The sequence below is a fragment of the Sulfurimonas gotlandica GD1 genome (assembly GCF_000242915.1).
Taxonomy (GTDB): Bacteria; Campylobacterota; Campylobacteria; order Campylobacterales; family Sulfurimonadaceae; genus Sulfurimonas; species Sulfurimonas gotlandica.
Genome location: NZ_AFRZ01000001.1, coordinates 2,714,168 through 2,734,990, shown reverse-complemented (window position 1 = coordinate 2,734,990; position 20,823 = coordinate 2,714,168). Strand labels below are relative to the sequence as shown.

General features: G+C 34.2%; 18 protein-coding genes, 1 tRNA gene and 1 other RNA gene. 7 read left to right on the top strand and 13 right to left on the bottom strand.

Annotated features, from left to right (window positions below; translation table 11 throughout):
- Window position 1 precedes the first annotated feature (1 nt).
- The 4 genes from SMGD1_RS13440 to pgaD all read left to right on the top strand — a co-directional run bounded on the left by SMGD1_RS13440 (window position 2) and on the right by pgaD (window position 5,556).
- Window positions 2–1,573: an AMP-binding protein gene (locus tag SMGD1_RS13440; protein ID WP_008337089.1), complete on the top strand. Its 1,572-nt coding sequence runs from the start codon at window positions 2–4 to the stop codon at window positions 1,571–1,573.
- A 284-nt stretch (window positions 1,574–1,857) separates the two neighbouring features.
- The gene (pgaB, locus tag SMGD1_RS13435; protein WP_241761492.1) at window positions 1,858–3,825 is read left to right on the top strand and encodes a poly-beta-1,6-N-acetyl-D-glucosamine N-deacetylase PgaB; all 1,968 of its coding nucleotides are present in this window, start codon (window positions 1,858–1,860) and stop codon (window positions 3,823–3,825) included.
- Window positions 3,826–3,830: 5 nt separating this feature from the next.
- Window positions 3,831–5,120 carry a poly-beta-1,6-N-acetyl-D-glucosamine synthase gene (gene pgaC, locus SMGD1_RS13430; RefSeq protein WP_008337184.1) on the top strand — a complete coding sequence of 430 codons (1,290 nt, stop codon included), beginning with the start codon at window positions 3,831–3,833 and terminating at the stop codon, window positions 5,118–5,120.
- Between the two features lie 7 nt (window positions 5,121–5,127).
- A complete protein-coding gene (gene pgaD, locus SMGD1_RS14600) occupies window positions 5,128–5,556 on the top strand; it encodes a poly-beta-1,6-N-acetyl-D-glucosamine biosynthesis protein PgaD (protein WP_081444048.1) in 429 nt (142 codons plus the stop codon).
- A gap of 18 nt (window positions 5,557–5,574) precedes the next feature.
- Here pgaD and SMGD1_RS13420 read toward each other — a convergent pair whose 3' ends face one another.
- Genes SMGD1_RS13420 through mobB form a run of 5 tightly spaced genes read right to left on the bottom strand, consistent with a single transcriptional unit; the run spans window position 5,575 to window position 10,075 of the window.
- Window positions 5,575–6,567 (bottom strand): hypothetical protein, encoded by a 993-nt coding sequence (locus tag SMGD1_RS13420; protein WP_008337097.1) that lies wholly within the window; start codon window positions 6,565–6,567, stop codon window positions 5,575–5,577.
- Entirely contained in the window at window positions 6,564–8,522 is a 1,959-nt protein-coding gene (gene metG, locus SMGD1_RS13415; RefSeq protein WP_008337145.1) for a methionine--tRNA ligase, read from the bottom strand. The genes SMGD1_RS13420 and metG overlap by 4 nt, the downstream gene beginning before the upstream one ends.
- Before the next feature lie 12 nt (window positions 8,523–8,534).
- Window positions 8,535–8,741: a hypothetical protein gene (locus tag SMGD1_RS13410; protein ID WP_008341553.1), complete on the bottom strand. Its 207-nt coding sequence runs from the start codon at window positions 8,739–8,741 to the stop codon at window positions 8,535–8,537.
- A complete protein-coding gene (locus tag SMGD1_RS13405) occupies window positions 8,725–9,567 on the bottom strand; it encodes a class 1 fructose-bisphosphatase (protein ID WP_008337268.1) in 843 nt (280 codons plus the stop codon). Before SMGD1_RS13405 ends, SMGD1_RS13410 begins: the two co-directional genes overlap by 17 nt.
- 4 nt (window positions 9,568–9,571) lie before the next feature.
- Window positions 9,572–10,075 carry a molybdopterin-guanine dinucleotide biosynthesis protein B gene (mobB, locus tag SMGD1_RS13400; RefSeq protein WP_008337159.1) on the bottom strand — a complete coding sequence of 168 codons (504 nt, stop codon included), beginning with the start codon at window positions 10,073–10,075 and terminating at the stop codon, window positions 9,572–9,574.
- A gap of 107 nt (window positions 10,076–10,182) precedes the next feature.
- On the opposite strand from mobB, the gene SMGD1_RS13395 reads away from it, so the two are divergent.
- The gene (locus SMGD1_RS13395) at window positions 10,183–10,677 is read left to right on the top strand and encodes a hypothetical protein (RefSeq protein ID WP_039920042.1); all 495 of its coding nucleotides are present in this window, start codon (window positions 10,183–10,185) and stop codon (window positions 10,675–10,677) included.
- On the opposite strand, the gene SMGD1_RS13390 is transcribed toward SMGD1_RS13395, so the two are convergent.
- The 3 genes from SMGD1_RS13390 to gltX are packed head-to-tail and all read right to left on the bottom strand — an operon-like array spanning window position 10,610 to window position 13,814.
- Window positions 10,610–12,232: a lytic transglycosylase domain-containing protein gene (locus SMGD1_RS13390; RefSeq protein ID WP_008337598.1), complete on the bottom strand. Its 1,623-nt coding sequence runs from the start codon at window positions 12,230–12,232 to the stop codon at window positions 10,610–10,612. The two genes, SMGD1_RS13395 and SMGD1_RS13390, sit on opposite strands and share 68 nt — an antisense overlap.
- A 2-nt stretch (window positions 12,233–12,234) precedes the next feature.
- On the bottom strand, window positions 12,235–12,519 hold the full coding sequence (locus tag SMGD1_RS13385; protein ID WP_008337258.1) for a YggT family protein: 285 nt from the start codon (window positions 12,517–12,519) through the stop codon (window positions 12,235–12,237).
- Window positions 12,516–13,814, bottom strand: coding sequence for a glutamate--tRNA ligase (gltX, locus tag SMGD1_RS13380; protein WP_008337339.1), 1,299 nt, complete (start codon window positions 13,812–13,814; stop codon window positions 12,516–12,518). Before gltX ends, SMGD1_RS13385 begins: the two co-directional genes overlap by 4 nt.
- Before the next feature lie 132 nt (window positions 13,815–13,946).
- Between gltX and SMGD1_RS13375 the strand changes: the two genes are divergently transcribed.
- Together SMGD1_RS13375 and SMGD1_RS13370 are read left to right on the top strand one after the other, a co-directional pair.
- Complete coding sequence (locus SMGD1_RS13375; protein WP_008337144.1) at window positions 13,947–16,235, top strand: glutamine--tRNA ligase/YqeY domain fusion protein; 2,289 nt, start codon at window positions 13,947–13,949, stop codon at window positions 16,233–16,235.
- A gap of 165 nt (window positions 16,236–16,400) precedes the next feature.
- Entirely contained in the window at window positions 16,401–18,347 is a 1,947-nt protein-coding gene (locus SMGD1_RS13370; RefSeq protein WP_008337470.1) for a diguanylate cyclase, read from the top strand.
- A gap of 13 nt (window positions 18,348–18,360) precedes the next feature.
- Here the strand turns inward: SMGD1_RS13370 and SMGD1_RS13365 are convergent.
- The 5 genes from SMGD1_RS13365 to rnpB form a co-directional block, all read right to left on the bottom strand.
- A tRNA-Glu gene (locus SMGD1_RS13365) sits at window positions 18,361–18,435 on the bottom strand.
- Window positions 18,436–18,528: 93 nt separating this feature from the next.
- Window positions 18,529–19,074, bottom strand: a complete 546-nt coding sequence (locus SMGD1_RS13360; protein ID WP_008337543.1) for a response regulator transcription factor — start codon at window positions 19,072–19,074, stop codon at window positions 18,529–18,531.
- A 180-nt stretch (window positions 19,075–19,254) separates the two neighbouring features.
- Entirely contained in the window at window positions 19,255–19,467 is a 213-nt protein-coding gene (locus SMGD1_RS13355) for a hypothetical protein (protein WP_008341551.1), read from the bottom strand.
- Window positions 19,464–20,246, bottom strand: coding sequence for a glucosaminidase domain-containing protein (locus SMGD1_RS13350; RefSeq protein ID WP_008337507.1), 783 nt, complete (start codon window positions 20,244–20,246; stop codon window positions 19,464–19,466). Before SMGD1_RS13350 ends, SMGD1_RS13355 begins: the two co-directional genes overlap by 4 nt.
- A 108-nt stretch (window positions 20,247–20,354) precedes the next feature.
- Window positions 20,355–20,679: RNase P RNA component class A (rnpB, locus tag SMGD1_RS14505), an RNA gene on the bottom strand.
- Between the last annotated feature and the right edge of the window lie 144 nt (window positions 20,680–20,823).

Genomic DNA, 20,823 nt, shown 5'->3' with positions numbered 1-20,823 from the left:
CATGTCAATAAACTGTATAAGAACACTGATCGAAGATGCGGCTCAAAGTCATAGTGATAAAACAGCATTAGTTTTTAATGAAAAAAGCATAACTTACTCTGAACTGTTTACGAAAGTAAATCAGGTGGCTTACTATCTAAAAGAGTTGGATCTTCCAAAAGATTCTAGAATAGGAATATATTCAAACAAAGGGATAGAACAGGTTATTGCAATTTTAGCAATTTTATCTACTGACTACATACTCGTACCTCTTACAAAACTGTTGAAATCCGAGCAGGTTGAGTATATAATCAAAGATTGTGATATCAAATGTATCATCACTGACAGACTAAAGCTTGAGAGCATCGAAGAGATCAATTTTGACGGTCATATTATTTCGTATGAAACTGCAGGTAAGGAAATAGCATCTTTTGAAGAAATCTTCAAATACTACAATAAACCTTATGCTTGTGACATAAACGGACACTCTAATGCTCTTATAACTTACTCTTTTGGTATGAGTGGGACACCAAAGGGAATCGTGATTTCTCATAGAAATCTAATCGACTCTGCTCGTGTTGTATCTCAATACTTAAAACTGGAAGAAGATGATGTTATCTCAGCTATTTTAATTTTCAACCTTGACTATGGACTAAACCAAATCTTCTGTACGCTTTACAAAAGAGCTACACTTGCTATACACAGATTTATACTTGCAGAAGATTTTTTCAACCACCTTATCAACGATAAAGTAACGGTTATACCTCTTATGCCAATAAACATTACTCAGATGTTTGATGAAGATATGCACAGAATCCCAAGCTCTGAACTATTTGAGAACGTAAAAACTATAACTTCTTCTGGCGGTAATGTGACTGCAAGAATGATTAGTGCGTGTAAAAAAACCTTCACAAACGCAGACTTCTACTCGATGCACGGCCTAACAGAAGCATTTCGTTCTACTTACTTAGACCCTTCACAAGTTGGCATCCGTCCTGATTCTATCGGTAAAGCTATTCCTGATGTTGAACTATATGTTATCAACAAAGACGGCAAAGAGTGTGCTGTCCGTGAAGTAGGGGAGCTAATCCACAGAGGCGGATACATCTACAAAGGTTTCTGGAATGCTCCAGAACAAAACGCTGAGAGATTTAAATCTGTACAGATACTAAAAGACGTTATCAACTTAGAAGGTCAACTTACAGACGAGATAGTTGTAGCGTCTGGTGACTACGTATACAAAGACGAAGAGGGCTATTTCTACTTTGTTTCAAGACATGACAACATGATTAAGACAAGAGGCTTTAGAGTATCTCCTTATGAGATAGAGTCTGTAGTATCTAGATGTTTTCCTCAGATAGAGCAGTGTGCAGTGTTTTCAGTAAACAACGAGCTTATAGAAGAAGAGATAATCATGGTCTACTCTGCACCAAGCGAGATAGCACCAAAAGAAATACTTTTTGAGCTTAAAAAGCATCTGGCATCTTACATGATACCAAGCAGAGTAATCTACAAAAAATCTCTTCCGCTTGTTCAGAGTGATAAAAATCAGGTCAATAAAGATGAGTTGAAGAGAGAACTTTCACAAAACTAAAGAAAAATCTCTTCCATTTCATTCTCATCTAAATGATGAGAATGAAAAAATCTTACCACATCTTACCACTACCATTTCCTCTTGTTATTTTTCATAATTTTATCATTTGTATATCTTGAAAAGTATAGGCATATAAAATAGGATAAATTTGGTATTATTATGAAAAAGTTGCACTAAAAATAAGTGCAGATATATCATACACCAACGAGAAATAAATGCATAAGAATAGATATAGTCTACTGAAATTAATTTTAGTATTAATAAGTTTTATGAGTAGCTGTCTTGTGGCAAGCGACATGCCTCATTCATGTAGTCGAGATCAAAATGTCAATGAGTTTACTATACTGAGCTATCACGAGATAGCAGATGAAAGTCAGACTCTAGATTCAACCTACGCAGTCACTCCATCGCACTTTAAAGAACAAATTGAATGGTTAAGAGATAACGGTTATCATTTTATTGACATAGACGATATTTTAGCATATCGAAAAACTTCCAAACCATTGCCAAAAAAAGCAGTTTTGATAAGTTTTGATGATGGCTACCAATCTATTTATAAAAATGCTTTTCCTATAATAAAAGAATATAAGATTCCAGTTGTCATTGCATTAGTTGGTAAGTGGCTTGAGTCTAAAGATAAAGTAGATTTTAGTGGACATATAATTACCCGTAACAAGTTTTTAGCTCAAAAAGAGATCAAAGAAATGCTAAGCAGTGGTTTGGTAGAGATTGCCAGCCATAGTTATTTATCTCATGAAGGGATTCAAGGCAATCCACAAGGGAATATGCAACCTGCAATTACAACTCGCCAGTGGTTATCAGATAAGCAGGCGTATGAAGATGAAAAAAGTTATCAGCAACGCGTTCATAATGACTTGTTACAAAATAATGTTTTTTTAGAAAAATATACAGGCCAAAAACCCCGTGTAATAGTTTGGCCATATGGGCGCTATAACTCAAAAGTTAGTAAAATTGCAGAGCAGCTGGGTATGCCTATGGGATTAACACTAGATGATGGCAGTAATACACGGATTACCCCTCTATCTGGACTTCGACGCATCTTGGTTGAACAAAAAATGACACTTAAAGACTTAGAACTAGAAATGTGGGTGCGAAATGCCAATTTTACGGATGATGACAGAGTAACTAAAGCAGCGCATATTGATTTAGATTACATATATGATTCAAATGCAGAACAACTAGAAAGGAATTTGAGTGCTTTACTTGAGCGCATAGAAAAATTGGGTGTTAATACTGTTTATCTACAGGCTTTTGCAGACCAAGATGCTAACGGTGCAGCAGATAGTGTCTATTTTCCAAACAGACATCTACCAATGACTTCAGATTTATTTAACCGAGTTGCTTGGCAAATTGCAACTCGCACACAAGTGAAACGTATTTATGCTTGGATGCCGATGCTAGCTTGGCAATTACCAAAAAACAATGCGGCAGCTAAAGATACAGTAGTGACATTGCAAGTTGACCCTACTCATCTTAATATGGGATATCCGAGATTATCCCCATTTTCTGATAAAGCACAAAAAGTTATAAAAGAAATTTATGAAGATTTGGCTAAATCTACCTATATTGATGGGATAATATTTCATGATGATGTAACTCTCTCAGATTTTGAAGATGACAGCACATTCGCACATGAACAATATAAGAAATGGGGATTATCAGAAAGTGTAACTCAAATAAGAAAAAACTCAAAAGAATTTCAAAAGTGGACACAACTCAAAACAAACTATTTAGATTCATTTGCAATGCAACTAGCTCAAATCGCAAGAAATGAGCAACCTGGACTAAAGACAGCGCGTAATCTATATGCACAAGTTGCTTTAAATAATAATGCGCAGGAGTGGTATGCACAAAGCTTGGCTGAGTCTATAAAGAATTATGACTATACAGCTATTATGGCGATGCCATATATGGAACAAGCCACCAATCACACTGAGTTTTATGATGCAATTGTTAAGCGTGTAAAAGAAGAGGAGTGTGGAGTAGAACGAACAGTGATTGAATTGCAAACTGTAAATTGGAGAAAAGACAATGAAGCAATTTCATCTAAAGAATTGAGTGACACCATAAATCATTTATATGATTTAGGTGTTCATCATATAGCATATTATCCCGACAATTTATTTACAAACAATCCAGATGCCAATAAAATAAAAGAAGATTTTATAAAAAAATCATTACGCATGCACACTTTAAGACAAAGTGACTCCATAACTAACAAGGAAAAATAATTGTGATGACTCTAGATATATTTTGGCACTCTATATGGCATATTGTTTTAGGCTATGTGTTCTATTATCCATTATTTATGTCTAGTCTGTGGATAGCTGGAGCAATATTTTTTTATTTTAAAAATGAAAGACCATACCTTAAAGAAATTATTCCACCACTTAAAGATAAAGAAAGCTGGGCTGGAGTGAGTATTTTGATTCCATGTTACAATGAAGGTCAAAATGCAATTGAAACAATTTCTTATGCGCTTAATGTAGAGTATCCAGATTTTGAAGTTATTGCCATTAATGATGGAAGTAAGGATGACACCTTAGAGATATTACTAAGTTTGGCAGAAAATAATCCAAAGTTAAAAATTGTTAATTTAGCAGAAAATCAAGGTAAAGCTATAGGGCTTCAAGCAGGTTCTTTATTGGCAAAGAATGAGTTTTTAGTTTGCATTGACGGGGATGCTTTGATTGACAAACATTGTGTATATTGGATGATGAAGCATTTTATCCGTTATCCGGAAGTTGCTGCTGTAACTGGTAATCCAAGAATTCGCAATCGCACTACTTTACTAGGTAAAATTCAAGTTGGTGAGTTTTCTTCTATTGTAGGTATGATTAAGCGTGCACAACGAAGTTTCGGAAGAATATTTACCGTATCAGGAGTCATTACAGGCTTTAGAAAGACAGCTGTCCATGAGGTTGGTTATTGGAGTCCTGATATGTTAACTGAAGATATTGACATATCATGGAAACTGCAAAGAAATGGTTGGGATGTTCGCTTTGAGCCTAGAGCTTTAGTATGGATTTTGATGCCGGAGACAATAAAAGGATTATGGAAACAGCGTTTACGCTGGGCAATGGGTGGTTTTCAAGTTATGCTTAAAAACTTTAAAATTTTGTTTATGCACAAGCAAACGCATCTTTGGGGGCTTATGGTTGAACAAATGCTAAGTATGATTTGGGCATACAGTATGGTGATAGTTTTTGTTGTTTGGTTAATTAGTTTTTTTGAATCTGTCTTGTATTTAATGCCTGCTGATTCACCTATTTTGCCTGATCAAAGCAGTGTTATTCTAATTGGTGCATGTTTGATTCAGTTTGCCGTAAGTAGATGGCTTGATGGTCGCTATGACGAAGGTTTAGGGAAAAATTATTTTTGGATGATTTGGTATCCGTTTGCATATTGGCTGTTAAATTTGCTTACAGCCGTAGTAGCTGTACCAAAAGTTTTATTTAGCAAGAAAGGTCGAGCTCGATGGATTAGTCCAGACAGAGGCGCACATCAACAGTTGAAAAAAGGTTAAGACAGATATGGAAACTTTAATAATTAATAAACGCCATGAGTTACCTCGAACCAAAAAATTGATTTGGGATATAGCAACAATTTTACTTTGGTTTGGTTTTGTCTATTTATGGAAGCCTTTACTTCTGATATTTTATAAAATAATTACTTTAGAAGTACCTGCTAATGAAATATCAAATTGGATTTATGACAATATTCATAGCGTGACATTTACAAAGGCTGTATTTTTGTTGACTGCAACGCCTATAATATTATTTATATTGTCTAGACTTAACAGACACATCGCCCCTAGTGAACATTTAATATATACATCAAGTGATTATGCGAAATATTTTAACTTAAGCGATGCCAATTTAAAACAATGTACAGACAGCCAACTTGTTACTGTTTTCTTTGATGAGCATGGTCATATAATTAAGCTTGACAATAAAGCATGAGAGATTAGGATCAATATTTTAAAATAGAGTCAACTGTGTATGGTAAGGTATTGTTCTGTTAAGTATTGATTTGTCAACTCCTACAACAAGAGCAAAGTGAAAACTGTTTTCTTTTAGTAAAGGCAGTATCTCTTTTTCATGTTCGTAGCTAAACACATTTTTATTATGCAATTGCTCTACAAAAGAGGGAATAATGATAATAATCTTCGCCCATGGAGCACTCTGATGCAAAAATGTTATCTCACTTTCTATAAGGCTTGTATTTTGCTCAAATATTAATACTTTATCACTAGTACCGAAGTCTTTTATCTCGAAGTTCTTGTTTGTAAAGACCGCCTCAAAGTGTTCTATCGGAGTGAACTTTCTAAGTCTAAAACTTATCTTGAGACTTTTGTACAGATGCAGTAATTCTGCAAGATATGGAATGAAAAATGGAGAGATTAGTTGTCTCTCATAAAAAGTATTGTCATATATAAACGATGTCTCAAAAAGAGTTTGTTCCATAATCTCGATAGGCTCAATGGCTATCTTAGGAAGTGTTTTTACGTTAGTAAACATATCTTTGGAGTTTAGAGCAGGGCAAAAAAGTATTGTAGTTCTGTCTTCAACTTCCCAAAGGGACTTGAAAACAGTTCTTATGTCTCCATGAACAACTACAAAGTTTGTTTGAGTAATAACCTGAAGAGCAAGTTTTAAAATGATTTCATTGCACTCATAAGCAACTACTTCTTTTTCAATCATCTTAAAACGAAGAAGTCTTTTTAAGGCGTCATCTATATCTTCTACTTTTATCCAAGCGATTTCATTATCTATTATCTGAGTAGGTTTGTCAAAGACTATCCCATAAGCACCATTTGAGACAGCTAAATCAATATCTGATTCATTATAAGCAAAGAAGAGGTCACCTCTTTTTACTTTGTTTGCCTCAAAGACAGTGTTTTCAAAACTGTTTACGCAAGGTTCATTTGTGAGCTTAGCATGCGTAAGTGCTAGAAAGTTTTCAAGTCTCATCCAATAGGTGTGCCTGCTTTTTTAGGTTTTTCAGGTCTAACTAGACATAGACCATCTTCATCCTTAGCAGCAAGAAGCATACCTTCTGATATCATTCCCATAAGTTTTGCAGGTTTTAAGTTTGCTACAACACATACTTGTGTGTTTATAAGTGATTCAGCAGAATAAAACTCTTTAATTCCGGCTACAACTTGTCTATTTTTGCCTTCGCCTAAATCAACTTGCAGTTTTAGAAGTTTTTTACTCTTGGGAACTTCTTCAGCTTCTACAACAACACCAATTTTTAGAGATGTTTCAAAGAACTGACCAATCTCAATTAGGTTATCTTCTTCACTTTTTGTTAATTTAGCCTCTTTTTTAGCTGCTAACTCTTGTTTCATCTCATCATTAGGCTTATCGTCAGGCATAGACTTTGGTGCTTCTTCTATTAAAGGCTCTTCAACACGAGGAAAGAGAGGTGGAACTTTTTTGATATTAAATAATTTCAATAACTTTTTATCTATAACTAGCTCGTTGAAGCTAGCGTTGTCTATAGTAAAGTTAAGCGCATCTGCAATAGTCGCTGTAGTTCTAGGCATTACTGGGCTTAACATGATAGAAGCTTTAGCTAGGATGTTCGCAACAAGTGCAACAGTAGCAAGAGCTTCATCTTTTTTACCTTCTTTTATTTTTACCCATGGAGCATGCTCTTCAATAGCTTTGTTACCAATAGCAAACAGCTTCCAAAGTTCTTCTAAGTATCTGTGCGTCTGCATATTTTGCATAAAACCATCAAGGTTTCCAAGAGCTTCATTCATAGCTTCTAGCTCTTTAGCGTGATATTTCTCAACATCAACACTGTCTATCTCGAAATCAGAGTATTTTTCACTCATACCGATGATACGATTAAGAAGGTTACCGAGATCATTGCTTAGTTCCGAATTGATTCTATCTATAAATGCTCTTTGAGAAAAGTCGCCGTCTTGACCAAATGGAACTTCACGAAGCATGAAATATCTAAGGTTCTCAACACCATAAGCATCTGAAACCTCTTTTGGAGAGATAACATTACCTTTTGACTTACTCATCTTCTCACCGTCTCTAGTCCACCAGCCGTGTGCACCGATGTGCTTAGGAAGAGGTAAGTCAAGACTCATAAGAAATGCTGGCCAGTAAATGGCATGAAAGCGAAGGATATCTTTACCCACAAGTTGCATAGATGCAGGCCAAAAGTCCATATTTGCATCATCTTTACCATAACCTAGAGCTGTAATATAGTTCATAAGAGCATCCAGCCAAACATACATAACATGCTTATCATCATTCATAGACTCAGGAAGTTTAACACCCCAAGTAAAAGATGTACGAGTCACAGAAAGGTCTCTCAACCCACCTTTTACAAAGTTTTTAACTTCATTTGCACGAGAACGTGGAAGTATAAAGTCAGGGTTGTCCTCATAGTGTCTAAGAAGCGCATCTTCATATTTAGATAGTTTAAAGAAGTAGCTTTCTTCTTTAACTACACTTGTAGTTCTGCCGCAATCAGGACAGAACTCACCATCTATAAGCTGAGTTTCTGGGAAAAAAGTCTCACAGCTTACACAGTAGTGTCCCTCATAAAAGTCTTTATATATGTCACCTTTAGCGTACATAACTTCAAAAGCTTTTTGAACACCTAGTTTATGGTCTGCATCTGTAGTTCTGATGAACTTATCATAACCAATTTCAAACTCATCCCACAGGTCTTTAAATGTCGCGCTGATCTCATCTGCAAACTCTTGAGTCGGCTTGCCATGCTTTTGTGCTGATTCTTCTATCTTTTGGCCATGCTCATCAGTTCCAGTTAAAAAGTACGTATAGTTACCTTTTAATTTCTCATATCTAGTCATAGTATCAGCGATAAAAGTTGTATAGGCGTGCCCAATGTGAGCCTCTCCGTTAACATAGTAGATAGGTGTTGTTATATATTTACTCATTCATTTCCCTCATTAAAATTCAAATCCGCCTGTCTCACCTTTGGACATGCTGTTGTATACTGACTTAACATAATCAGCTCTAAGCTCACAAGCTATGTAGTGCTCGCAAACACTACAAGATGCTAAGTTTTTCTCTTTTTGGCAAACTTGTACTTTTACAATCATCTCATCAAGATGAAGTTCAAATTTGTCTTTGCTCTCGCTATGCGTTGGTTGCATAAACTTCTTTTACTCTCGCTATTTCGTACTTAGAACCAAAGAAACATGGTGAAGTGTCATGTATATGAGCATGGTCAAGTTTCATTAGGTCTTCTTTACCATCAATCGCTTCTCCACCGGCAGTTTTATAAATAAACGCAAAAGGAAATACTTCAAAAAGTTTGCGAAGTTTTCCATCAGGTTTATCACTAGTAGCTGGGTAAGAAAATAGTCCACCGCCTTTAAGAAGTATCTGGTGAAGGTCAGGAACCATTCCTCCAGAGTATCTAAGACGGTAACCTTCTTTAAAGAAGCTGTCTACCATCTCTTTGTGGTATGGCATCCAGTTTTGCTGAGTACCACCTGGAGCATTTAGATTACCTTTTTCTTTTAGACGAATCTCTTTAACAAACTCAAAATTCTCACCTTGAAGAAGGTGGAGTTTCGCTTTGTTATGAGCAAATACCATCTCAACACGTGGTCCAAAAACAACATAGCATGAAGCAACCATTTTGTCAGCTCCAAATGCATTTTCATAGATACCAAAAATAGAACCTACGCTCAAGTTTACATCTACCAAGGATGAACCGTCAAGTGGGTCGTAGGCGATGAAATACTTTCCATTTTCGTTTAAAAGCATTGCATTTTCTTTCTCTTCACTGGCAATAGTATGAATAGAAGGTACTTGAGAGAACTCCTCTTCAATAATCATATCACACTGAATATCAAGCTGTAGCTGAGTCTCTCCAGAACTGTTGGCCTGTTGTGAGTAGCCTATATCTTTAACATCTATAGCTTTTTTAATTCTTTTTGCAGTTCGCTGAATCGCGTCAAATATGTCAGTCATTTATTTATACTTCCTTCGCATTTTTAAGTATCCAAGATATTACATCTTCACAGTTATTTAGGTCTAATATATCAACATTACTTGGCACATCATAATCTGCCGTGTTTATACTATCATCAATTGCCAAAGCATTCATATATGGAAAGTAATCACTATCTAAAGTGTCTCTAAATATGCTTATGCGTGGCAGTGGCAGATATTTTAAACCTTCTACAAGAAGAATGTCAAAATCATTAAAGAGTCTAATCATCTCATCTAAATCTTTATTTTGTTTAGAGAAGTAAGTTGTTCTGGTAGGGGAGGTTACAATTACCTCTGCACCGGTGTCAGAAAACTTGTAACTATCTTTACCTTCAACATCAAAACGAGCCTTATCACTTGGATCATGTTTAATTATTGCGACTCTTTTACTGTGTTCATGTATAAGTTTTCTGGCTACTTTTAATATAAGAGTAGTCTTTCCACTATTTGATGGACCTGTAAATGCAACTGCTAATCTTTTATTCACTTTATGTCTTTATATTTATTTGTCTAAAATTTTAAGTGATTATACAAAATTGTCTTTAAAAGCTTGTTTAATAAGATATAATTCTTTCACAAATTATAGGAATAATCATGAGATATATATTAACAATTTTAACTTTTTCATTACTATTTTTAGGATGTGCAGACAAAAATGCTTTTAGCAAGTTTAAGATGCAGCCAGACCAAGAATTAAGCGCAGCCAGCTTACAAGGAAGTAAGATAAAAATTGGTGAAAATGTTGAGGGAATCTTCTCAGCTATATACCTAAATAAAGTCTATCCGAATGTCTATAGTGTTAATGAATATTTCTATGTTTATCTTTACTTAAAAGATGAAAAAGAAATGTATAATCCAAACACGCTTGATGAAATAAAACTTACCATGAGATTAAATGGTAAATTACCAGTGAAAATCAAAAAGCTTGACGCTAAAAATAAGTTTTCTCATTTAGCATCTGTAAATAGTGAGTGGAGACGATACTTTCTTGTTGCATTTGAGAGAGAAGATAAGAGTGAAATTAACCTTGTGCTCGAAACCGATCAGTCTTCTTCGGATGCGTTAACGTATCAAAAAGACGAAGAATAGATACTTCTTCTCCCATTACTTTTTTGTACATCACATAGTTTGCCAAAACTTTCTTTCCATACTCTCTACTCTCAGAATTAGCCATGAGTTCCATACTTAAAAATGGTTCATACTTTCCGCTGTTAAAAGTTCCTTTTTTAAGGTGTCTTCTTAAAAAGCCCATTCCACCATTATAAGCATAAGCCATGAAAAGAGGGTGGTACAGAGATTTTTTCATCCATTCTAGATGCTTGAGTGCGTAGTTGATATTGTTTTTAGGGATAAACATCTCATCATAACTTTTTACAGGATTTTCAACTTGTTTACTTATCGCATCTGCGACAAATGGCATCAGTTGCATAAGACCCAGAGCGTAAGATCGAGACAGAGCAGATGGAATAAGCTTACTCTCCTGGCGCATAATCGCATAAACTAGAGCTTTTTCATCTCTTGTAATATCTCTTAAATATTTATCATATGGCATTATATAACCATGCATCCCATACTTATATGCTTTTTCAAGGATTATGGTTTGAACAGGAATCATATCTTTTTGCATATAGCTTTTTGAGAGTTCATAGAGTTTGTCTTGTGATGAAGCACTATTTATATCTTCTAGTATATGACTCCACTCAAATGGATTTTTAATATCTTTCTTGGCTTTTTCATCATTTATTTCTACTGCACTGAAGTAGTTGTTAAAGTTTTTATTTTGAATTTCATGTGCATAGAGAGTGTACATATTGATATCTTGGCTATTTATTAGTTTATCTAGGTATTTTCGATTCTCTGTGATTTTATACATCCAAAAGTAGTTCTTATCTACGTCTATTTTATGTTTAGCATTGAGTAGAGAAAGGTTGAAGTAACGTAATGCCTCTGTATTATTTGAGTGTTTTAGATGATTTAGTGCTAGGTAAAAGTTAGTCTTAGAGTTTAACTTTTCTCCTTCTAGGTTTAAAAGAGATAATTGCAGTCTATTTAATTTATCGTCGTGTATGACTATCTTAACAAGCTGGGATATTTTCCAAGACGATGATATTTTATTTATAAACTCAGCACTTAGATGAAGGTTTAAATTCTCTCTTCTGTGAGTGGATGTTGTACTTACAAAAAGTGAGAGTACTGTGTTAGCGTCATACTGACTATATGCTTTTTGAGAATATGGCTCATTTTGTATTTTCAAAAGCTCTATTTTAGCTTTTGTAGTAAGCATTTTTGATAATTTTTCTCTTTGTTCTTTGCTTAGGGCAAGAGTTTTGTATGGAGAGAATGCAAGCTCTAAACATTTAGCATCTTTTATAGAAAGTAAATCTTTCTCTTTCATACAAGAAATTTCTTTTTTTACCTCTTCGTTATCTGTTTTTTGAGCGTAAAGCTTAAAGAGTTTATTGCTATTGCCTTTAACCTGAGAGTAGGCTTTATCGGCTTCTTCCGGGCTAATATTTTGTTTTAGATACTGCCATATCATAAAGTTTTTTGCACGACTTGGTGGTTTAGAATCAATGTCTTGGAGCGTTATATTAGCATCTAGAGATGCCAATATAACTAAAAGCGGTATAAAAATTTTAATCATAATTATAGAGAGTGAAGTAGGGCACTCAATAGAACTAAAATAACCTGTAGAGCAACGATGATTACAAGTGGCGCTAAGTCTAAACCATTGAAATCTGTTCTAATAAACCTACGAACAAGTCTATATGCTGGTTGTGTAACTCTATGAAGAAGCTGCACAATAGGGTTGTGTGGGTCTGGATTTACAAAGCTTAAAAGTGCTGTAATGATAATCACCCAAACATAGATATTTATAAGACCTAGAAGAATCGAACCAAGCCCTTGAATTATCTCTAATAATATACTCATTTTACAATCTCACCTATATAATTTTTTAAATACTTATAAACTAAAGCAACATCTGGGCCATGTTCTGCACCAGTCAGTAAAAAACGTAGTGCTTTTAAGAAGTTTTCGTCATTTAGTCCAGATTCTTTCATAATATAATTTTTAAAGTCATCGTACTCTTCAAAATACGGTGCGCCCTTAATAGTCTCAGCCATTATTTGTGCGGTTTCAGCAAACTCTCCAGTAATTTCTTTGGTTGCGAAGATAGTTGCTACTTTAGATTTTAGTTCTTTTGTTGTGCTTGCTTCTTCTAGATAAATTTTTGCAAGTTCACCTATGTTAGCATCTGCAAAGCCTACATATCTTGAAAGCTCCGTAGCGTCCATGTTTTTAAGATGTTCTTTGTTTATGTGTTTTAATAGCTCAAAACTAAAGCAAGCAGGGGACTTAGATAGACTGTCTAAAGTGAACCACTCTATTGCATCTTTAGTATCAAAGATCTCTTGAGGTGGCTTGTTTCCTATTGATATTAAATAATTTGAAATAGCTTCTGGAAGAAAACCTTCTTCTAAAAGCCACTTAATACTAGCTGTTTCATCTCTTTTACCAATTTCTTCACCATTATCATTTAAGATGATAGGCAGGTGAGCATATTGTACTTTTTTCTCATAACCTAAAGAAGCTCTAATGTAATCTTGCTTAGGTGTGTCGTTCATATGGTCTTCATCACGGATAACTAGAGAGATATCACTTAACATATCATCAACTGCGCATGCAAAGTTATATGTAGGCGTCTTGTCTTGGTTCATTACAATAAAACTATCTACAGCATCTGGCTCAAAGCTTATTTCACCTTTTATTAAATCATTGGTTACAACAGTTTTATCTGGTCTACCTAGTCTAATGGTAAAGGGGTTCATATTGTCGATTACAAGCTCATCTGGAAGATTTCTGCAAGCGTCGTCATAGCTATACTCTTTTTTATTTTCTTTTGCTTCTTCACGTTTCTTTTCAAGCCATTCATCAGAACAAAAGCAGCTAAAAGCTTTTTTATCATGAATAAGTTGTAGCGCCATCGCGGTATGAAAACGAACTCTCTCGCTTTGATAGATAACGTGTGAGTATTCAATATCAAAAAGAGATAGTAACCCTAAAATCTCTTCATCTTTGCCCTCTATATTTTTCTCTTTATCTATGTCTTCTATACGAATGATTAAATCTTCGTTTCTTTGTTTTGACATAATATAGTTAAATAGGGCAACTCTGAGGTCACCTATTTGCATATCACCAGTTGGACTAGTCGCAAATCTAAGCATTAAAATTCCTAAAATAATATTTTTGTGATTCTAACAAGTTTTTGATTAAATATAAGAAGCATGGTGATATAAGCACAAATAAGATAAAATACAACTCTTATAAGAGTTTCAAAATCAAAAGGTTTAATAATAATGAGTGAGAGCAAAGATTTTTTACGTACAATAGTTGAAGAGGACTTAAGGTCAGGTAAGTATAAAGAGGTTATTACAAGATTTCCACCAGAGCCTAATGGCTTCCCACATATTGGACATGCTAAGTCTATCTTTATAAATTTTGGTATCGCTCGTGACTATAATGGTCACTGCAACCTGAGAATGGATGATACTAATCCAACTACAGAAGACACAAAATATGTTGAGGCTCTTAAAGATGCTGTACAGTGGCTTGGATTTGACTGGGGTGATGATGTATATTTTACTTCTGATTATTTTCCTAAGATATACGATTATGCTATAGAGCTTATCAAAATGGGTAAGGCATATGTTGATAGTACAAATGAAGAAGAGATGCGCCAACTTCGCGGAACTGTTACAGAGTCAGGAAAACGTAGTAAATATGCTGATCGTAGTATTGAAGAAAATCTAGACCTTTTTGAGAGAATGAAAAATGGTGAGTTTAAAGATGGTGAGCACGTATTAAGAGCTAAAATTGATATGAGCGCTGCTAATATGAAAATGAGAGATCCACTTTTATATCGTATCAGACACTCGCATCACTTTAGAGCAGGGGACAAATGGTCTATTTACCCAATGTACGACTTTGCTCATTGTTTATCCGACTATATTGAAGGTGTTTCTCACTCTATTTGTACATTAGAGTTTGAAAACAATCGTGATATTTATAACTGGGTACTAGATACGCTTGGGCTTGAGTTGCCACGTCCTTATCAGCATGAGTTTGCACGACTGGGTATTAACTATACGGTTATGAGCAAAAGAAAGCTTTTAGAATTGGTTGAAGGTGGCCAAGTTAATGGCTGGGACGATCCTCGCATGCCTACAATTGCAGGATATAGAAGAAGAGGTTATACCCCTGAAGCTATTTTAAATTTTTGTGATCAAATAGGTATAGCAAAAGCAAACTCAATGGTTGATGTTGCACAACTTGAATTTTGTATAAGAGATGATTTAAACACAAAAGTACCACGTGTTATGTGTGTTCTTGACCCATTAAAAGTAACAATTGAAAATTATGAAGGAACTGAAGAATTAGAAGCTTCATACTACCCGCATGATGTACCTAAAGAGGGCTCAAGAAAGATGCCTTTTTCAAAGGAAATTTATATTGAGCGTGATGACTTTAAAGAAAACCCTCCAAAAGATTACTTTCGTCTTACGCCTGAGCAACCAGTGAGACTTAAACACGGGTTTATCATATCTTGTAAAGAAGTTGTTAAAGATGCTAGTGGAAATATTATAGAAATAAAAGCTGAGTATTACCCTGAGTCTAAAAGCGGCTCAGACAGTAGCGGTATCGACGTAAAAAGTGCAATCCACTGGGTGAGCGCTTCGCACGCTAAAACGGTAGAAGTAAGACTTTATGACAGATTATTCAAAGATGAAGCACCTGAGGGAGTAGAAGATATAAATCCAGATTCTCTACAGGTTATCAAGAATGCTCTTATTGAACCTGCTGTTATATCCCAAAAACCTGATGAAAGATTCCAGTTTGAAAGACAGGGGTATTTTTATGCTGATCCTATTGACTACACTGATACAACACCTGTGTTTAATAAAATTGTCGGTCTTAAAGACTCTTGGACTAAAAAGACAAAAGCAAGTGAGAGCGCACTTAAGTCAGCATCTAAACCTCAAGCTAAAAAAGTGCAAGTAGATGGTGAAGTTGTGGCTATGACTGAAGCTGAGCAAACACTATTTAATAAATATACTGCTCGTTCGATAAGTATTGAAATTGCAAATACACTGGCACGTGATGAGAAACTATCTCATTTTTATGAAGAAGCTCTAGTTCACTTTGATAATCCAGCAACCGATTCTAATAAAATTTATGCTCCAGCAAGTCTGGCTAATATTGTGGCAAATGAAATAGCTAGAGAGTTAAAAGAAAAACAATTAGATGAACTTAAATTCACTCCAAGGCAAGTAGTAGAGCTTGCTAAAATGGTTGATGGAATGATAATTTCAAATAAAATTGCCAAAGAAGTATTTGAAGAGATGGTTAAAAGTGGAGAAAGTCCAAAAAAAATAGTAGATACAAAAGGACTTATGCAAATTAGTAGCATAGATAAAATTCAACCTATTGTTGACGAAATAATTGCAAAAAATCCAGATAACGTCGCTAAGTTTAAAGCAGGGAATACTAAACTTTTAGGCTTCTTTGTCGGGCAAGTACTAAAAGCCACAGGTGGCAAAGCAAACCCAACAGTGGTGAATCATCTTGTAGCTGAGAGGTTAAAATAATAAACTAACCAAAAAGGCTAGTGTTCAACTAGCCTTTATCTAACTCCTTTTCGCCCTAAATGACCTTATTTGCCATAATCAATAGTTATACTCACAAATTACGAATAATAATTCATTTATAATTAATATTTATTCGATTACCATAACGAAAGGAAAGGCTTCAAAGTGTCAAATAATAAAAGTATAAAAGCAATTTTTGTATTAAATTATATCATTCTATTCTCCGGTATTGCATTTAGTCTATACTATGCTCACAACCTTTTTCTAAACCTAAAAGAAAAATCTGCAAATCAAAATCTTCTAGCTATTAACAAACTTAGCGCAAAAGGCGTAAACACGCATCTAGAGTATGTATCTAACAGTGTTAAAGCACTCGGTGATAGCTATAGAAAGCTTTACGAAAAAAAGTATGAACACATTAAAAACAAACCAATATACAAACATAAACACTTAAAAAATGAGCAAATAACTTTCTTTAATGATTTTACAGATAAAAAGGATTTTACATTTCAATCAGACCATGCATCTATGATACTTTCAAACCTAAGCCAAGATAAAGAAGCCATAGGTAAAGAACTCAACATCTTCCATCAGCTTACACCGGCTCTTGAATCACTACATAACTCTTTTCATTTTTCATGGGTTTACATAACAACAGTCAATGATTTTATGCTTATATACCCTTATGTTCCTTATGTAAATGCAAATGATATATATAAACCGACCCAGCAACACTTCTACAAAGCAGCAAATTTTGCACAAAAAAGCGTAGGATGGGAAGAGCCATACAATGATATAGCGGGAGCAGGGGTTTTAATTACCGCTTCATACCCAATATATGATAAAAACGAAAAGCTTTTAGGCGTAGCCTCTCATGATATTACTGTTAATAAAGTCGCAGAATCTATTTTGAACGAAACAACTATGCATAAAGGAAGTATCTCTTTTTTAATATCTAAGCAAGGCAAGGTTATATCATCTACAAATCCGGACCAGATGCAAGAGATTCAAAAACAAAATAAACAAGAATATAAAGGTAATTTTTACTATAGAACAATTAAAAATGCAAAAGAAAATGGACTAAACGATATTACGGTGTCAACTCATGAGTATCTAAACGAACTTGGAGACGAAATTGTTTCTACGATAAAGCCAGTAAAAGATGTAAATACAGCTTTATGGAACAGTTCAATAGGTTTTTTTCATGATAAGTTGCTTATGGTATCACAGATTCCAGCAACTGAGTGGATACTGGTTTCCTGCGTACCTAAAGAGAGTATTGTTGACGAAACGAGATCAATTTTTTATCAAACTCTATTAATATTATCTATTTTTATTACAACATTATTTATATTTAGCGGTATTTTAACAATGAGACATCTAATAGCACCGCTGGATATAATCAATAAGGCCTCTAAACACTTTGGTGATGGCTATACCGATGTGAAAGTTCAATACTCAAATATGAATCTATTAAAAACTCTCTTTGATACTTTTAATATTATGGTTGAAAAAGTAAAGTTTAACCAACAACTGCTTGAAGAAAAAGTTTACGAGAGAACTGCAAAGTTACAAAAAGAGATCAATAGAAGAAAAACAGTAGAGGAAGAGCTTAGAAAGATATCACGTACAGATGCTCTGACTGGCATCTGGAATAGGAGATACTTCTTTGAAATGCTAGATAGAGAGATAAGCCGCTCTCAGCGTTATGATATAAACATGTCACTTTTAATGATAGATATTGATCTGTTCAAAAATATAAATGATACTTGGGGTCACGACATAGGGGATAAAGCCATTAAACATGTAGTTAATATCATAAACTCAAATGTACGTAAAGAAAATATATTTAGTCGTCTTGGAGGAGAAGAGTTTGGAATTATTCTGATTGAGACTAAAGTGCCGTATACACCACAAAGTATTTCAGAGCGCATTAGAAAAAGCATTGAGGCAGTTCCGTTAATTATCGATGAGAAGTCTATAAAGATCACTGTAAGCATCGGAATAGCAAACATAATGAATAACGACACAGCAAACACACTGTATGTACGTTCAGATAGAGCTCTTTACTTAGCTAAAGAAAATGGAAGAAATAGGGTTGAAGAAGTTTAAGAAAAAGTGTAAGTGGTGACCCCGAGGAGAATTGAACTCCTGTAACATGGATGAAAACCATGGATCCTAACCGCTAGACGACGGGGCCACTTAAGTCAGTTTGTTTAACTGAGCCGAAATTATATAGATCTATGTCTTAATAGATCCTTAAATTATCTAAACTCAGTAAATTTTTTGTTAATTATTCGTAGAAACCTCTAAGTGCTCTAATGATAACAGCATTTTTAGAGATGCTTTCAGCTTTTGCATTATCATTTACTAAATCATAAAGATCTAAAGGAAGAGAGATAGAGAATGTCTTTGTCTCAATCTTTCTTTTTTTAGTAATCATTGCAACTACGCTTGTTAAAAGCTCAATAATCTTTTTAGTATCAATCGGTTTTTGAATAAAGCTGTTTACACCAACTTCAATAGATTCAGATATCTTCTCAATATCATTACTTGCTGAAATAACAATAATAATTTGAGTAGGGTTGATTTCACGAATTCTACGAGATAATTCTATACCATCCATACCGGCCATAACTATATCAACGAAAACAACATCTGGCTTAACTCTGTTATATGTGCTCAATGCTTCATCACCATTGAAGCAAGAATAAACATCAGAGAAAAAGTTTTTAAAAGTAGAGCTTAAAAGCTCATTAGTAACCTTTTCATCTTCAACTATCATTGCTGTCAATTTTTTAGTCTGTCCAGTTAACTGAACTAAATCAATATTTGCCATATTAATTCCTTTTTTGTTTAATATTAACACTATTGTACAGATATTTCGGTAACAAATGAAGTGCTGTGACAATTTAAAAAAACAAAAAAAGAGTAGAAGCTCGTATTTTTGGGGGGTTTATGGGGTTAATGAATTGTTGTAAAATATTAAATTTCTTTTTGTTAACCTTATAACAGCTAACTAAATATCATATTTTTTAAATTGTTCTAGCCATGCAATATCAGTTTCTTTAGATTCTTCTTTTTGATTTAGCAAGGAATCTATAATATTAATCAATGTATTGTCATCCATAAACTCTAATAGATCGGGATTTATAGACGTAGTGTTTTCACTATCGTATGAATTTAAAAGGTTTTGTATATCTTCTATTAATTGTTGTTTTCTTGAATTCATATATTATTACTCCAGGCGCTATCAAACTTCATAGCTTTAAATTGAATATCATTTGTGAGCTTAACAAGTCCAACTTTTTTCATAATGTGCTTAGCTTTTTTTGGCCAAGTTTCTCTATAATTAAAAGAGTGAGGGTGCCCACCAATCTTTGATATAAACTTAACATTTACATCTTTAGTAAATAGTATCTCTATGCCATGCTTTTCAACTAACTCATCTAACCAAATACGAGCTTCCTTAAAAACTTTTACTTTTGAACTGTCTATTATCCATCTAGTTGCAAAATCATTAAAGCAGGCCTTATGTGCACTATACTTTAGTCTTTTATCATAAGTCAAAAGTTCAAGATTCTTTGTTGTTCCAGCATATGGGGAAGGTCTATAGTCTCTTTTTAAGCTTTTTGGTCTTTTTTTCCATGTTAAATCATCTTTGGCATGTTTTTTTATTTCATTAGGGTTAAATATAACACTCTGTTTTGATTTAGAGTAGGGTAGATACAATCTAGGAAGTTCTTTATCTCCTTTAAAGGCACCCAGACTAAGAATATTTCCTGTAATCTGAGCTACATATCCTCTTCCATATCCAGATTCAAGTCCTGCTATAGCTAATATGGCAGCAGGAGGCAGTTTATGCTTTTTAGCTACTTCTATAGCCTCTATACAATTTGCTTTATAAAACGCTTTAACATGATCATATTTTCTAAAACTAAATTCATTTGCATAAAGCGTAGAAACACTAAGTAGTAACGAGAGGATTAAAATTGGTTTTTTAAATAACATTTTTATATTCCTAATAATAAGTTTCATTGGTTAACATAATGTAAATTCTCTTGAAATAATAATTCTACACATTTTAGTTGAGTATTGATATTAATTAGTATTGTTTATAAAATAGGTACAGCGTAAGCCGGGTTTTGTTTTGATAGCATTAATCTACTTTACTATTTACATAGTATCTCTAGCGAAACAGTAGCATTATAAGACGCTGACCATCTGTTTCTTGCTGCCATGTTGGGTTTACAAGCTCTCTATATTGCTATAAAGACTGGTGGGCTCTTACTCCACCCTTTCACCTTTACCGCATTGCTGCGGCAGTCTACTCTCTGTTGCACTTTCCCTCGCATTACTACGGCCATTAGTTAAATGGAACACTGTCTTATAGCAGCCCGGACTTTCCTCTTGAAATAAGCCAAGTCACTATCTGCTGTACCTGTGAAATAGTACAAAAAACTTCCTTTAAATCAGTTTTATCAACACAAGAACACTTGTTCATATCAGTCTGAATATAAATGAACAAATGTTCTTAATAAAATAAGCTTAAATTAACAAGTGTTCATATATAATTCTTTTAAAGTTA

What these genes read in the sequence shown, in the direction of transcription:
- SMGD1_RS13375 (WP_008337144.1), top strand. Translation starts at nt 13,947, where the DNA reads ATGAGTGAGAGCAAAGATTTTTTACGTACAATAGTTGAAGAGGACTTA.
- SMGD1_RS13395 (WP_039920042.1), top strand. Translation starts at nt 10,183, where the DNA reads ATGAGATATATATTAACAATTTTAACTTTTTCATTACTATTTTTAGGA.
- SMGD1_RS13405 (WP_008337268.1), bottom strand. Translation starts at nt 9,567, where the DNA reads ATGACTGACATATTTGACGCGATTCAGCGAACTGCAAAAAGAATTAAA.
- SMGD1_RS13360 (WP_008337543.1), bottom strand. Translation starts at nt 19,074, where the DNA reads ATGGCAAATATTGATTTAGTTCAGTTAACTGGACAGACTAAAAAATTG.
- SMGD1_RS13355 (WP_008341551.1), bottom strand. Translation starts at nt 19,467, where the DNA reads ATGAATTCAAGAAAACAACAATTAATAGAAGATATACAAAACCTTTTA.
- SMGD1_RS13385 (WP_008337258.1), bottom strand. Translation starts at nt 12,519, where the DNA reads ATGAGTATATTATTAGAGATAATTCAAGGGCTTGGTTCGATTCTTCTA.
- pgaD (WP_081444048.1), top strand. Translation starts at nt 5,128, where the DNA reads ATGGAAACTTTAATAATTAATAAACGCCATGAGTTACCTCGAACCAAA.
- SMGD1_RS13410 (WP_008341553.1), bottom strand. Translation starts at nt 8,741, where the DNA reads ATGCAACCAACGCATAGCGAGAGCAAAGACAAATTTGAACTTCATCTT.
- metG (WP_008337145.1), bottom strand. Translation starts at nt 8,522, where the DNA reads ATGAGTAAATATATAACAACACCTATCTACTATGTTAACGGAGAGGCT.
- SMGD1_RS13350 (WP_008337507.1), bottom strand. Translation starts at nt 20,246, where the DNA reads ATGTTATTTAAAAAACCAATTTTAATCCTCTCGTTACTACTTAGTGTT.
- SMGD1_RS13420 (WP_008337097.1), bottom strand. Translation starts at nt 6,567, where the DNA reads ATGAGACTTGAAAACTTTCTAGCACTTACGCATGCTAAGCTCACAAAT.
- pgaC (WP_008337184.1), top strand. Translation starts at nt 3,831, where the DNA reads ATGACTCTAGATATATTTTGGCACTCTATATGGCATATTGTTTTAGGC.
- SMGD1_RS13440 (WP_008337089.1), top strand. Translation starts at nt 2, where the DNA reads ATGTCAATAAACTGTATAAGAACACTGATCGAAGATGCGGCTCAAAGT.
- gltX (WP_008337339.1), bottom strand. Translation starts at nt 13,814, where the DNA reads ATGCTTAGATTTGCGACTAGTCCAACTGGTGATATGCAAATAGGTGAC.
- SMGD1_RS13390 (WP_008337598.1), bottom strand. Translation starts at nt 12,232, where the DNA reads ATGATTAAAATTTTTATACCGCTTTTAGTTATATTGGCATCTCTAGAT.